The organism is Anaerolineae bacterium (genome assembly GCA_025062375.1).
Taxonomy (GTDB): domain Bacteria; phylum Chloroflexota; class Anaerolineae; order SpSt-600; family SpSt-600; genus SpSt-600.
This window is the reverse complement of the sequence record JANXAG010000013.1, coordinates 39,511-52,816: the sequence shown is the minus strand read 5'-3', so window position 1 is coordinate 52,816 and position 13,306 is coordinate 39,511. Positions and strand designations below refer to the sequence as shown.

12 protein-coding genes are annotated in these 13,306 nt (G+C 52.1%); 8 read left to right on the top strand and 4 right to left on the bottom strand.

All coding sequences use genetic code 11. The annotated features are described in order from the left end of the window. The first annotated feature begins 289 nt into the window (after positions 1 to 289). Genes NZ653_05380 through NZ653_05365 form a run of 4 tightly spaced genes read left to right on the top strand, consistent with a single transcriptional unit; the run spans position 290 to position 4,067 of the window. Entirely contained in the window at positions 290 to 1,195 is a 906-nt protein-coding gene (locus NZ653_05380; protein MCS7286549.1) for a metal ABC transporter substrate-binding protein, read from the top strand. Continuing rightward, a complete protein-coding gene (locus NZ653_05375; GenBank protein ID MCS7286548.1) occupies positions 1,192 to 2,007 on the top strand; it encodes a metal ABC transporter ATP-binding protein in 816 nt (271 codons plus the stop codon). Before NZ653_05380 ends, NZ653_05375 begins: the two co-directional genes overlap by 4 nt. Beyond that, entirely contained in the window at positions 2,004 to 2,834 is an 831-nt protein-coding gene (locus NZ653_05370) for a metal ABC transporter permease (protein MCS7286547.1), read from the top strand. The genes NZ653_05375 and NZ653_05370 overlap by 4 nt, the downstream gene beginning before the upstream one ends. A 3-nt stretch (positions 2,835 to 2,837) precedes the next feature. Further along, positions 2,838 to 4,067, top strand: a complete 1,230-nt coding sequence (locus NZ653_05365) for an MFS transporter (GenBank protein MCS7286546.1) — start codon at positions 2,838 to 2,840, stop codon at positions 4,065 to 4,067. On the opposite strand, the gene NZ653_05360 is transcribed toward NZ653_05365, so the two are convergent. Then, positions 4,040 to 4,552 (bottom strand): gamma carbonic anhydrase family protein, encoded by a 513-nt coding sequence (locus NZ653_05360; GenBank protein MCS7286545.1) that lies wholly within the window; start codon positions 4,550 to 4,552, stop codon positions 4,040 to 4,042. The genes NZ653_05365 and NZ653_05360 overlap by 28 nt on opposite strands. Before the next feature lie 2 nt (positions 4,553 to 4,554). After that, a complete protein-coding gene (locus NZ653_05355) occupies positions 4,555 to 5,415 on the bottom strand; it encodes a carbohydrate deacetylase (GenBank protein ID MCS7286544.1) in 861 nt (286 codons plus the stop codon). A gap of 215 nt (positions 5,416 to 5,630) precedes the next feature. On the opposite strand from NZ653_05355, the gene NZ653_05350 reads away from it, so the two are divergent. From NZ653_05350 to NZ653_05340, 3 genes are all read left to right on the top strand, one after another. Then, on the top strand, positions 5,631 to 6,668 hold the full coding sequence (locus NZ653_05350) for an SIS domain-containing protein (protein MCS7286543.1): 1,038 nt from the start codon (positions 5,631 to 5,633) through the stop codon (positions 6,666 to 6,668). 261 nt (positions 6,669 to 6,929) lie between these two features. Further along, positions 6,930 to 8,030 carry an MFS transporter gene (locus NZ653_05345; GenBank protein MCS7286542.1) on the top strand — a complete coding sequence of 367 codons (1,101 nt, stop codon included), beginning with the start codon at positions 6,930 to 6,932 and terminating at the stop codon, positions 8,028 to 8,030. Between the two features lie 467 nt (positions 8,031 to 8,497). Then, positions 8,498 to 9,253 carry a LysM peptidoglycan-binding domain-containing protein gene (locus NZ653_05340; GenBank protein MCS7286541.1) on the top strand — a complete coding sequence of 252 codons (756 nt, stop codon included), beginning with the start codon at positions 8,498 to 8,500 and terminating at the stop codon, positions 9,251 to 9,253. Here NZ653_05340 and NZ653_05335 read toward each other — a convergent pair. Together NZ653_05335 and NZ653_05330 are read right to left on the bottom strand one after the other, a co-directional pair. After that, positions 9,232 to 9,855, bottom strand: coding sequence for a histidine phosphatase family protein (locus NZ653_05335; protein MCS7286540.1), 624 nt, complete (start codon positions 9,853 to 9,855; stop codon positions 9,232 to 9,234). The genes NZ653_05340 and NZ653_05335 overlap by 22 nt on opposite strands. Then, positions 9,855 to 11,264, bottom strand: coding sequence for a B12-binding domain-containing radical SAM protein (locus NZ653_05330; GenBank protein MCS7286539.1), 1,410 nt, complete (start codon positions 11,262 to 11,264; stop codon positions 9,855 to 9,857). The genes NZ653_05335 and NZ653_05330 overlap by 1 nt, the downstream gene beginning before the upstream one ends. A 208-nt stretch (positions 11,265 to 11,472) precedes the next feature. On the opposite strand from NZ653_05330, the gene ftsH reads away from it, so the two are divergent. Next, complete coding sequence (ftsH, locus tag NZ653_05325; protein MCS7286538.1) at positions 11,473 to 13,284, top strand: ATP-dependent zinc metalloprotease FtsH; 1,812 nt, start codon at positions 11,473 to 11,475, stop codon at positions 13,282 to 13,284. Positions 13,285 to 13,306: the final 22 nt, after the last annotated feature.

Here is a 13,306-nt window from a genome sequence, read left to right as displayed (position 1 = left end):
TTCCCCCTAGTGGGCTCAGGGTTCGCCACGGTTCCGGATCCCACTCGTGGGCGGGGTGCAAGGGTTGGCTGATCGCTCCCTTTTTGAAGGTTTCTGGGGGCACATCCCCCAGACCCCCTGCCAGGGGGCTTTTCCCCCTGGATCCTCCGATTTTCCCCACTCTCGTGGGCTTGAGGTTCGCTCGCCTGACATCTGGTAGCGGTCTCTAAAGGCAAGGTTTTAAGTTCTTTGCTCCTTCCCTGAGGTTGTGCTATACTGAGGTTTAGATTTCTAAGTTCGGGAGGAAATTATGCTTAGATTCGTGGTCTTTATAGTCCTCCTCCTGGGAAGTTGTTTTCCGAAGCCTTCCACGAAGGAGAAAGTTCAGGTCGTAGCTACAAATTCCATTATAGGGGATGTGGTCAGGGAGATAGGAGGAGATGCTATTGAGCTTTTCGTCCTTTTACCTCCTGGAGTTGACCCTCATTCATACGAGCCATCGCCCCAGGACTTGATTAAAGCTTCTCAAGCCCGCATTATTTTCATCAACGGAGCAGGCCTTGAAGAGGTTTTCCTAAAACGGTTGCTGGAAAACGCTTCGCCTGATGCTCTCATTGTGGACCTCTCAGAAGGGATAGAGCTTTTGCCCTTTGAAGGCGAGAGCCACGAAGAACATGAGCATGAGTTTAGAGTGGACCCTCACGTTTGGTTTGACCCCATCAATGTTATTACCTGGACCCAGCATATTGCCTTGGCTCTCGGGAAGGTGGATTCACAAAATGCAAAACTTTACCAGAAAAAGGCCTCGGATTACGAGAGGCGACTCCTGGAACTTGATACCTGGATAAAAGAAAAGGTAGAAGGTGTGCCGCCGGAACGCCGCAAGCTGGTTACGGACCATATGGCTTTCGGGTATTTCGCCAGGCGCTACGGGTTCCAGCAGGTGGGAACCATCATCCCAGGAGTTACGACCCTTGCCGAACCATCAGCTCAGGACATTGCCGAACTTATTGAATTGATTAAGGAAGAGAAGGTGCCGGCTATTTTCGTTAGCGCTTCCGCCAGCCCGAAGATGGCCGAACAGATTGCTCAGGATACAGGGATAAAGGTGATACCACTTTACATAGAATCTCTTTCTCAGCCGGGAGGGCCTGCTTCAACTTACTTTGAACTCATGCGATACAATGTTTCAGCTATAGTGGAGGCATTAAAATGATGCCCTTTAAATGCAAGGGCCTTGAGCACAGAACTGGCACCCCCGTCTTGGAACTGAAAGGGGTTACTGTCCGTTACAACGGGGTTACAGCTCTGGAAGAAATTTCTTTTTCGCTGGAAAAGGGGGATTTTGTCGCTTTAGTAGGGCCAAACGGTGCGGGCAAAAGCACTCTCTTTAAAGCTATAGCAGGGCTTATAAAGCCTCAGGAAGGAGAGATAAAGGTTTATGGCTATGAACCAGGGGGGCACGTCTGCATAGCTTATATCCCCCAGCGAAGCGAAGTGGACTGGAGTTTCCCTGCCACCGTAGCTGACGTGGTTATGATGGGGCGCATTGCCAAGCTTGGCCCCCTGATGTGGCCCCGGAAGAAGGACTGGGAACTGGTGTACAAGGCTTTGGAAATGGTGGGCCTTGCGGAGCTGGCCCGCCGCCCGATAGGGGAACTATCAGGTGGACAGCAGCAGAAAGCTTTTATCGCCCGGGCTCTGGCGCAGGAGGCCGAGCTTATGCTCCTGGATGAGCCCTTTAACGGCCTGGATGCCCCATCCCACGAAGAGATACTTCAGATCCTGAAAGCTCTCAATCACCGGGATGTCACCATAATCATAGCCACCCATGATTTAGAATTGGCTTCCCAGCATTTTAGCTTAGTTATGCTCCTTAACCGCCGCCTTCTGGGTTTTGGCTGCCCCGAGGAGGTCTTTACTCCCCAGCTTCTCAAGCAGGCTTACGGCGGTCACCTTCAGTTCCTCCAAACCCCTGAAGGCTTCAGGATAGTAGGCGATACTTGCTGCAATCGGGGAGAATGGTGATGGATTTCTTGCTTGCACCTCTTGTGTACCCCTTCATGGTCAGGGCTTTGATTGCTTCCATTATAGTAGGCATTGTGTGCGGGGTTGTAGGGAGTTACGTGGTGCTGAGGGGTATGGCTTTCCTCGGGGATGCCCTGGCCCATTCAATCTTGCCAGGAGTGGCTATAGGTTACCTTCTGGGTAAAGGGGCAAAGGGCCCTATCTTCTGGGGAGCCATCGTTGCTGCTATCCTTGCTTCTCTGGGAATTGGAGCTTTGAGCAAGCAAACAAAGCTCCGGGAAGATGCTTCCATAGGCATAATTTTTGCTGGAATGCTGGCACTGGGGATAGCTATAATCTCTTCGGTGAGGAACTACGCAGTGGATCTCGCCCATTTCCTGTTCGGGAACGTGCTGGCTGTCTCGTGGGGAGATTTAGCTCTCATCGCTGGTCTCGGGGCGGCCGTTATCATTACAGTGATGGCATTTTACAAAGAGTTCATGGTCATGGCTTTCGACCCCATCCTGGCTTCCACTTTGAGGATAAAGGCAGACCTTCTCAATTACATCTTTTTAGCCATGATTTCGGTTACGGTGGTGGTTTCCCTCCAGACGGTAGGGGTAGCTCTGGCGGTGGCTTTGCTTATTACTCCAGCCGCCACAGCTTACCTTCTGGCTAATCGTCTGCCAGCGATGATGGCGCTCTCAGCAGCCATAGGGGTTGTTTCGGGAATAATAGGCCTTTACCTTTCTTACTATCTGGGTGTAGCATCGGGGGCTTCAATAGTCCTTGTGGCTACTGTTTTTTTCCTCCTGGCTTTTGTTTTTTCTCGCAAACGCAGGCCCTAAATCATGGATAGAGAAGAAAGGCGCAGCTTTTACCTCAATGTCATAAACGGTGCCCTCTTCAATTTCGCCGAAAGGCTTATCGACCCATACCTTGTCCTCACCTGGTTTGTGAGCCAGCTTAGTTCTTCCAATTTTCTTGCCGGGCTGGTGGCCCCGCTCGGGGACGCAGGATGGTATCTTCCTCAAATTTTTGTTTCCACTTACGTGCAGCGGATGGAGAGGAAGATGCCGAGTTACACCTATACAGCGATCATCCGACTGGCAGCCTGGTTGTTTCTGGCCCTGGCAGTCTTTTTCACCGATAGCTCTTCTGTGCTTCTGGCCACCTTTTTCTCTCTTTACCTCCTGGCGAGGCTCGTATCGGGAATAGCGGGCATAGCTTTCTTCGAGGTAACGGCTAAAACCGTTTCCCCGCGGCGCCTCGGAAGCCTCTTCGCCCTGAGGCTCCTTTTGGGAGGAATTCTGGGAATAAGCGCTGGCTGGATTGTAAAGGAGGTGTTGAGTTTTTCCAGCCCTCCTTTCCCCAAAAACTTCGCTATTCTCTTTGCTTTGTATTGCCTCATAACTGCTCCGGCGATGGGGGCCTTTATAGCGATAAGGGAGCCGCCGGGCAGAGCTAACCCTCAACCTGTTACAATTGGGGAACAGTGGCGAAGAGCTGGCCATGTCCTCAAGGAAGACAGGATGTTTTTCACCTTCATCCTTTCCCAGGTTGCTCTGGCTCTGGCTGGAGCTTCCACTCCCTTCTTCACCGTTTTTGCGGAGAAAATCCTACAGGCTACCCCTGGCATGCTGGGCCTCTATTTGAGCGTACGTGTAGCTGCTCAGCTTGTCTCCAATCTCCCCTGGGGTTTACTGACTGACAGGTTTGGGGAGCGTTTAATCCTCATGGCTTATGGCCTTGGAAATGCTGTTACTCTATTGATTGCCCTCGGCATGAGTTTATGGCCAGAGGGGCCGGCCGTTCCCTACCTTATGGTGCTGGTTTTTTCCCTGAATGGAGCCTTCCTTCCCGCAGGAGCGATAGTAGGGGCCAGCTACCCTATCAAGCTTTCCCCTGAAGAAGAGCGGCCCCTTTACATTGGGCTTTACAACACGATAATGGGAATAGCTACACTCCTTTCCGGTTTCGGAGGGATCGTAGTGGATGTTGGAGGGTTCAGAACGCTCTTTGCCCTCTCTTTCTCCCTCTATATCGTAACCTATTATCTGGCCCGAAAGCTCCCCCTGTAAACTTGGATATAGTTTCTGTAATGCTCTGCCGACTCCTTAATGCGTTGGAGAAGCTCCGGAGTTATTTCTCCCACCACCCTGGCTGGTATGCCCAACACTAAAGAATTGGGCGGAATAACGGTCCCCTCGGTTACTACTGCACCAGCTCCTACGATGGAATTTTCCCCAATTACTGCTCCCGTAAGCACCACTGCCCTTATACCTATAAGCACGTTATCCCTGATCGTGCAACCATGCAGAATAGCCCCATGCCCTACTGTTACCCCATTCCCGATGAAAGTTGGTTGTCCGATGTCCACATGCACCACAGCTCCATCCTGGATATTGGTCTTTCGGCCAACCACTATGGGGGCGATATCCCCCCTAAGCACGGCCCCAAACCACACGCTGGATTCGGGCCCTATGGTTACGTCTCCTATTATAAAAGCCCCAGGGGCGATGAAAGCCGAAGGGTCTATCTTCTCGGGATGAAATTCCACATCCATGCTCACTTACCTCCCGAGAGGACTGAGAAGGTAACCAACTCTATCCCCAGCTCCTCAACTTTGCGGCGCACCAGTGGGCTACACAATACTTCAAGTTCTTTCTCCCTGGGAAAAGCGTACTGGCTTGAGGAAAGAAGCTCTTCATCTACGAAAGCTGGATGGCACATGAGTTCCGTAACTCCTTCTCCTACGCTTTCCAATATGGATAAAAGGTTCTCCAGGGTTACGGCCTCTTCTCCGAAGAAGGAGCCAATGAAGCGGTCGGGAGAAGGAACTGAACTGGCAAGCTTTTGATCAGTTTCCAGGACAGCCAAAGCTATTTCCTGAGGCAAATCTTTGAGAGCAGAAGGCAGGGACCTAAGGACGACGGATATTTCCTGAGGATCGCGGGGGAGGGGATTGCGTATGGGTAATCCCATTTCTTTCGCTACCTCTACATAAACGGCAAAAAAATAGGGGTGAACGTGGATGAAATGGTGGCAATCAAGGTGATCAGGCTCGCGACCCACGAGCTCGTAGAACCTGGTAATCTGAGCCTTGAACTCAGCTTTGAGTTCGTCAGGCGAAATTTCCCCAGCTTTCATGAAAAGGACTTCCTGAGGAAAGAAAAATCCGTTGGAGTCGACCAGAGTGGGTACCCTCTCCGGCGGCAGAATGGGCTTTCCGGCCGAGAAAACGAGGTGAACGCCTGCTCCCAGAGATGGTGTATCCTTCAGAATTGAAGCTCCCTCCTGGGCGAAAGGCTGATTCACCATGAGGGAAGTGCTTGTGACGATTCCTTCTCTGTGGGCTTTAAGGATCCCTCTGTTTACCCCTCGGCTTCGTCCAAAATCATCAGCGTTTACGATAAGGTACTTGGCCATGGCTCCTCCCCCAGTTTTTTCTCCGCTTTATTGCCACTTTTGGGAGAATTATAACTTACACGCGCAAAGCTACAAAACAACTTTCAAATGCATCCACGGGAAACAATGGCCTCCGGAGATTTACCGTCGGGCAGGTCCTAACCTTGTTTTGCGGGAGCTTTTGGATATACTGGATACAGGGCGTTCAGTTAGAGCTATCCGGCGGAGATGAGGCCATGAGTTACCTGAGCTACGAAATCCGCGAGCAGCCGGGAACTATCCTCCGTTTGTTGGAAAAAGAGACCAACAATATAATGCAAATAGCAGCAGCCATCCGCGCTCGCCATGTGCGCTACGTTATCATCGCTGCCCGCGGTTCTTCTGACAATGCAGCTCGCTACGCTCAGTATCTTTTCGGAGCTTGGAATCGTTTACCTGTGGGATTGGCCACACCATCGCTCTTCAGCATTTATGGTCAGCCACCTCGACTGGAAGGAGCTCTCGTCATCGGGATCTCTCAGTCAGGTCAATCGCCAGATGTCGTGTCCGTTGTGGAGGAGGGGAGGCGTCAGGGTGTGCCAACCATAGCCATCACTAATTATCCTGATTCCCCTTTAGCTGCCCAGGCCAATTATGTAATCTTGCTCCACACCGGTGAGGAACGAGCGGTGGCGGCTACTAAAACCTACACAGCTCAACTTGCTGCGCTGGCTCTGCTTTCTTGCGCTCTGGAAAACGATCATGAGCGCCTGGAAGCCTTACGGGGTGTGCCTCTGGCTCTAGAGAAACTCCTGGCTGGCGAAGAACACATCGCCAATGTAGTGGAGCGGTACCGCTATATGGAGGCCTGTGTCGTCCTGGGGCGGGGCTATAATTATGCCACTGCTTTCGAAATTGCCCTTAAGCTCAAAGAACTTGATCTTCTCATAGCTGAACCTTATTCCCCAGCCGATTTCATGCACGGCCCAATCGCTCTGATAAGTAAGGGTTTCCCGGCTCTACTCATCGCCCCCAGCGGCAAAATGTTTGACATGATGCGTGAATTTGCTCTGGAACTTAAGTCGCGCGGGGTTGAACTCATCGTTATCTCCGATCGGCCGGAACTCTTGGATGAAGCTATCACACCTCTTCCTCTCCCTGAAGGTATACCAGAATGGCTTTCTCCTCTCGTGGCGGTCGTTCCAGGGCAGCTTTTTGCCCTGCATCTGGCCCTTATAAAGGGGCTTGACCCCGATCGCCCTCCTGGACTTCAGAAGGTCACTCTTACCCGATAGCCAGTGGGCGCTGGTTTTCTGGGGCACAATATTATTCGCTGCCGGCGGGGGTCTGAAAGATTTGACAGCTATTCACCTTGAGAATAAATTTGAGGGAACAAGCAAGGGTTCTTTCCATGCAAGCGGAGAGGAACTTTCAGATCAGGCTGTTTTAGAAAAGGAGGTGCTTCCGTGGATGGTAAGCCTGCCAATGTTGTCAGCTCCACCGCTTTAGCTCTCAGATTTGTTGTGCTACTTGGGGTAGTAAGCCTGTTTGCTGATATGACCTACGAAGGGGCCCGCAGCATTACCGGGCCATATCTTGGGCTACTGGGGGCCAGTGCCGCAGTAGTCGGGGTTGTGGCCGGCTTGGGGGAACTGCTCGGTTATTCTCTGCGCCTGGTATCCGGGTATTTGAGCGATAGGACTCGGCAATACTGGGGCTTTACGTTCGTAGGCTACGCCGTAAACTTGCTGGCTGTTCCACTCCTCGCCCTCGCCGGGCGCTGGGAAGTGGCTGCGGCGCTGATAGTAGCAGAACGCATCGGCAAAGCTATACGGACGCCCGCTCGCGATGCGATGCTTTCTCATGCTACAAGTAGAATAGGGCGTGGATGGGGTTTCGGCGTGCACGAAGCTCTTGACCAGATCGGCGCCATCCTGGGGCCAATGGTTGTAGCAGCAGTCCTTTACCTCGGAGGAGGATACCGTCTCAGCTTTGCTGCGTTGCTTGTTCCAGCTTTATTTGCCCTGACTGTGCTCACCGTTGCGCGCAATCTTAACCCCCGACCGCAAGCTCTGGAAATCAGCGCTGGTGCGATGCAACCAGGGGGTCTTGCCCGAGCGTTCTGGCTCTACCTTATAGCTATGGCTTTTGTAGCGGCCGGCGTAGCCGATTTCCCGCTTATAGCTTTCCACTTTGGCAAAGCCGGGGTTGTCCCTGAAGTGTGGATTCCGATTTTCTACGCCGTGGCCATGGGGGTGGATGCGCTCGCAGCCCTTGGGCTTGGACGGGTTTATGACCGGTTGGGGCTTAAGGTACTCCTGATAGTTGTGGTGCTCTCGGCCCTTGCGGTTCCTATGGTCTTTCTGGGTCGTTTCCATGGGGCATTATTTGGTGTAGCCCTCTGGGGGGCAAGCATTGGCGCGCAGGAGTCCATCATGCGGGCTGCTGTGGCGGGGATGGTTTCCCGGGACAAGCGCGGTACAGCTTATGGCATTTTCAATACAGGATTTGGGATTGCCTGGTTCTTGGGAAGTGCTTTGTTGGGCATCCTTTACGATGTATCGCTTCCTTCGATGGTCGCCTTTTCGGTAGTGACTCAGCTTCTTTCAATCCCGTTGTTGGTTGCGGTTATCAGGATGTCGCCTGCAAGTCAATAGTGCATGTCTTCATCCTGGAACACGCTGCTGGGCAGGACTGCGCAAAGCTCTCCTTGTGGCCTGAGATGGGGCTCTTCCGTTTAGCTTTTAGTGTCAGGCTTTATACTTCTCGGGATGGGGGCTTATGCCCCCCTCCACCCCCCGATTTTCCCCACCCTCGTGGGCTTGAGGTTTGCCATGGTTTAGGGTCCCACTCGTGGGCGGGGTGCAGGGGTTGGTTGATTGCTCCCTTTTTGAGGATTCTGGGGGCACATCCCCCAGGCCCCCTGCCAGGGGGCTTTGCCCCTGGACCTCCGAATTTTCCCCACCCTCGTGGGCTTGAGGTTTGCCATGGTTTAGGGTCCCACTCGTGGGCGGGATGCAGGGGTTGGTTGATTGCTCCCTTTTTAAGGTTTCGGGGAGCACTCTCAGGATAAATTGCCTTCGCAATTGATTGCAGGGTATAATTTCCTCCAAGGAGGACAGAAATGACCCGGAGGCAGGCTATTTTCATACTAAGTGTAAACGCTGTGGTTTCACTTATTATAAGCCTTATAGTGGTTTTCGCCCTGGGCCGAAGACCCGTATACATTTTGCCCACCCCCACCCCAGCCTTTGTATCATCTCCGTCATCAGAGGCTTCCCCGCAGCCCCAGGCAACTCGCCCAAGAACCTACGTGGTCCAAGAAGGGGATACACTTTCTCACATTGCAGAAAAGTTCGGGGTCTCCCTGGAAGACCTGATGCGCATCAATGCCATCTCCAATCCCGACCTCATCTACCCCGGACAGGAACTCTTAATCCCTGGAGGCAAGTTGCCAGAACCCACCCCCACTTTTACCCTGCCCTTTCAACCACCGACCCCGGTTTTCACTCCTGTAGCAACCCAGCCGCCAAGTCCCACCCCCATCCCTTCGCCAGCCGTAAGCGAAGAAGGAGTGTATATTGAGGCGATAATAAATGCCGGTGTCGAAGGCAAAGAAGCCATTATAATCCGGAGCGCCGCTGAAAAGGTGAAAAACATGGCCGGCTGGCGCCTCACCGCCGATAATCTAAGCTATGTTTTCCCTGATTTCCTCCTCTGGCCTCAGGGAGCAGTAACCCTTTATACACACTCCGGCAAAAATAATCCTGCCGAGCTCTATTGGGGCCTCGATAAGCCCATCCTTCACCAGGTCAAAAAGCTTACTTTATACAATCGCGAGGGCCAGCCCGTAAGCTCCTACCAGGTGAGATCGCCTTGATTCAGGTGGCAGGTATCGTTGAGAAAAAAGATGGTAAACCCTTTTCCGTCGTAACCAAAAAGGTTAATGCAGCCGTTATCTTGCTCTATCCGCTGGAACCACTCATTGCCCAGCCCCAAAACGGCGCACAGAAGCACTTTGTTAACCACCTGATGCCCCACAATTGCAATTTCTTCCCCTGGATGTTGCTCTAAAACCTTCGCAAGGGCTTTTTCAGCCCTGGCCCTTACATCGTCCAGGCTTTCACCTCCGGGAATTCGCACCAGGTGAGGACTTTCCAGCCATATCTGGTAAAGGTCCGGATAAAGTTCTGCCACTTGGGAAGGGGAAAGCCCCTGCCACTGGCCATAGTTTATGTCCATGAACCCTTCCTCTGGCGTAACTTTCAACCCGAGAGCTTCAGCCAGAGGCTCAGCCGTTTTTATAGCCCTTTCTAAAGGGCTTGAGTAGATGGCTTTTATAGGCCGGCTTTTGAGCTTCAGGGCTATAGCTCTGGCCTGAGCTTCTCCTACTTCATCCAGGGGCAAATCCACCCGCCCTCTGAAACGAACTTCTTTGTTCCAAGCAGTCCTCCCGTGCCTTATTAGGTAGACTTTAGTCATCACGCCTGTGCTCCAGCAATCTTTCTGGCTAACCTTATAACCTTGCGAATTGCTTTCCTGGGGCTGGCATATCTCTTCCAGAGCTTTCGAGCTTTGCGCTTGAAAGCGTTCCAGGGCTTGCGGCGCTGGGATTCCTCAAGAGCCCACATGAGGAATTCGTAATCCAGACCTTTAATCTTCATTTCTGTTGGATTGCGGCGGTATTGATCATGGCTGGTAATGAGAGAAAGGCCATGCTCGATACAGTAATCGTAGAGATCGCTGCCGGGGTGAGGAGTGTAGAAGGCGGGGCTGTAATAGTCGGGGTCAATTTCCTTAAGCATGGAAATGGTTTCCATTACCTCTTCTTTGGTTTCCGTTGGAATGCCAAGCATGTAATTGGCCCAGATAGCTATGCCGTATTTCTTGCAGATTTTAGCAGCCTTCAAGTTTATCTCTCTGGTGGTACCCTTGCGCAGGAACCTTAGCACCCGATCGCTGCCCGATTCAAAGCCTATGAACATCCCACGGCATCCTGCTTCTACCATAAGTTTTACCATATCTTCGTGACGTACGAGAATATCGGCCCGGGATTGACAGAAGAAGGGCTGAGTGAACCCCTCGGCCTTGTAGAGGCGGCAGAACTCGGTCACCCATTCCCGATCCTCGGTCAAGCAATCGTCGTGGAACATAAAGCTGGCAAATTTGTATTTTTCCCTCAAAAGCTTAAGCTCAGCGATAATGTTCTGGGGGCTGCGCCTGCGCACTTTACGCCCGAAAATTTTCCTCTCTGCAGGCTGACAGAAGCTGCAATTATACATGCAACCTCGCCCAGCAATAATGGTCAGGAAAGGTGGCGGAAGTTCTTCCACGAAAGGCACTTCAGGAGAATCCAGGTCATATCCGTACTTACGCCATTCTTCAAGGAAAAGGTCCCGGTCAGGGAAAGGAATGGCATCCAGATCCGGTGGTTCGCCCACCAGCACTCGTTCTTTCGGGGGTGTGTTCTCCTCAATAGCTCTAAGGAGCCTGGGGAAAGTTATCTCCCCTTCCCTAATCACCACATAATCAATGTTGGGATTTTTGATGACCTCATCCAGAGCTAAGGTGGGGTGGGGTCCACCCACTACGGTAATGATGTTGCGGTTAACTTCTTCTTTGATTATATCAACGCAACGCATCACGGGGTTGTAATCCACACTCATCATGGTGAGGCCTACGACTCTGGGATCCCTTTTCTTTACCTCATCCCGGAACTCTTCCCAACCTGAAAGGGCTCTGAGGTCAATCAGGTCTACTTCAAATCCCTGGGCCTTAGCTGCCGATGAAAGGTGGGCCAGGCCATGGCTTACCCATCCAGCGTCCATCCCTTTGCCCAGGCTATTGAAGCCTAACCCTGAAATCCCCGCATAGACGAGAGTGACCTTCATTAATCCCCTCCTGATAATTTTCTTCCTGATGGAATTATACCACAGCTTAAAGAGGTAACGAAATTCGCCCAGTCTTCATGCATCCCAGAGATTTATCCGGGAAAGGGTATAAGCCGCAGAACGAGGGCTTAGCAGAAACGACCTGAGCCTTTTAATTTGGGGAGTTTTTGTGGTATAATTTAACAGGAGAAATCGCAGGAGGTTAGAGGTGCGCAGAGGAGCGAGCAGGAACGAGATCCTTTACCTTTTGATACTGGTATTAGTGGGGGTGCTTCTCTTCAGCATGTTTTCTTCCCCTAAAGCCTATACCGAAGTGCCTCTCTCCACCGTAGCCCAGTGGCTTAAGGATGGGGAGGTGGAAGAGTTAATCGTTTCCGATGGTGAAGTCAAGGTCAAGAAAGCCGGAAGCACTCGGCTCTACATGGCTTATAAGGAGATTGGGGTCAGCGTAACGGAAACCTTGTCCAACCTCGGTGTCCCCCAGGAGAAATTGGCCCAGGTCAAGATAGTAGTGGAAAAGCGCAGCCGTCTTGGGGAATGGGTGACGGTTTTGGGAGGGCTTTTGCCCCTGATTTTCGTGGCTGCCCTCTTCTATTTCCTTATGCGTCAGGCACAAGGAGCCAACAATCAAGCTTTCTCCTTTGGCAAAAGCAGGGCCAGACTTTTCACTACCGAAAGGCCTACCGTGACTTTTGACGATGTAGCTGGGGTGGATGAGGCCAAAGAAGAACTCAAAGAGGTGGTGGAATTCCTCCGGGAACCCCAGAAATTCGCAGCTCTGGGAGCCAGAATACCTAAAGGGGTGCTTCTGGTAGGACCGCCTGGGACAGGCAAAACCTTGCTGGCCAAAGCAGTGGCCGGCGAAGCGGGAGTCCCCTTTTTCTCCATAAGCGGTTCCGAATTCGTGGAAATGTTCGTGGGTGTTGGCGCTGCAAGAGTAAGGGACCTTTTCGACCAGGCTAAACGCCACAGTCCTTGCATTGTGTTCATTGACGAGATAGACGCAGTTGGCCGATATCGTGGAGCAGGCCTGGGCGGTTCTCACGATGAAAGAGAACAAACTCTAAACCAGATACTGGTGGAGATGGACGGCTTTGACACTGACACTAACGTTATAGTCATGGCAGCCACCAACAGACCTGACATCCTTGATCCCGCCCTCCTGAGGCCGGGTCGATTTGACCGACGTGTTGTCCTGGACAGGCCTGATGTGAAAGGCCGCAGGGCTATTCTGGAAGTACACGTGCGCAACAAACCTCTGGACAAAGATGTAGATCTGGACGTTCTGGCTCGGGAGACCCCGGGCTTTGTAGGAGCTGATATCGAGAACATGGTCAACGAAGCTGCTATCCTTGCTGCTCGCCGCAACAAGAAAGCCATAGGAATGAGAGAATTCCAGGAGGCTATAGAGAGAGTAATCGCTGGCCCCGAACGCAAAAGCCGTATAATAAGCGAGGAAGAAAGGCGCATTATCGCTTACCACGAAGCTGGCCACGCTCTGGTCATGCATCACCTGCCCAATTGCGACCCAGTCCATAAAATCTCTATCATTGCAAGGGGAATGGCCCTTGGTTACACCATGCCCCTTCCAGAAGAGGATCGTTATCTTCAGCGCAAATCCAAGTTCCTGGATGACCTTTCCGGACTCCTGGCTGGCAGGGCGGCAGAAGAAATTGTTTTCGGCGATATTACCACGGGTGCTGCTAACGACCTGGAACAAGCTACAAAATTGGCGAGAGCGATGGTTACTCGCTACGGCATGAGCGAAAAGCTCGGCCCTATGACCTTTGGAGAAAAGCAAGAGCTGGTCTTCCTGGGCAAAGAGATCGGAGAGCAAAGGGAATACAGCGAAAAAGTAGCTCAGGAGATAGACGAAGAAGTTAGGAGAATAATCCAGCAAGCCTATGAAAAGGCCAAAGAAATTCTGAGGACTCATCGAAGTAAGCTGGACCGTTTAGCTCAAGCTCTCATGGAAAAGGAAACCCTGGAGGGGGAGGAACTTAAGGTTTACCTTAACTAAGGGCTCCGCTTCTCATCGCCAA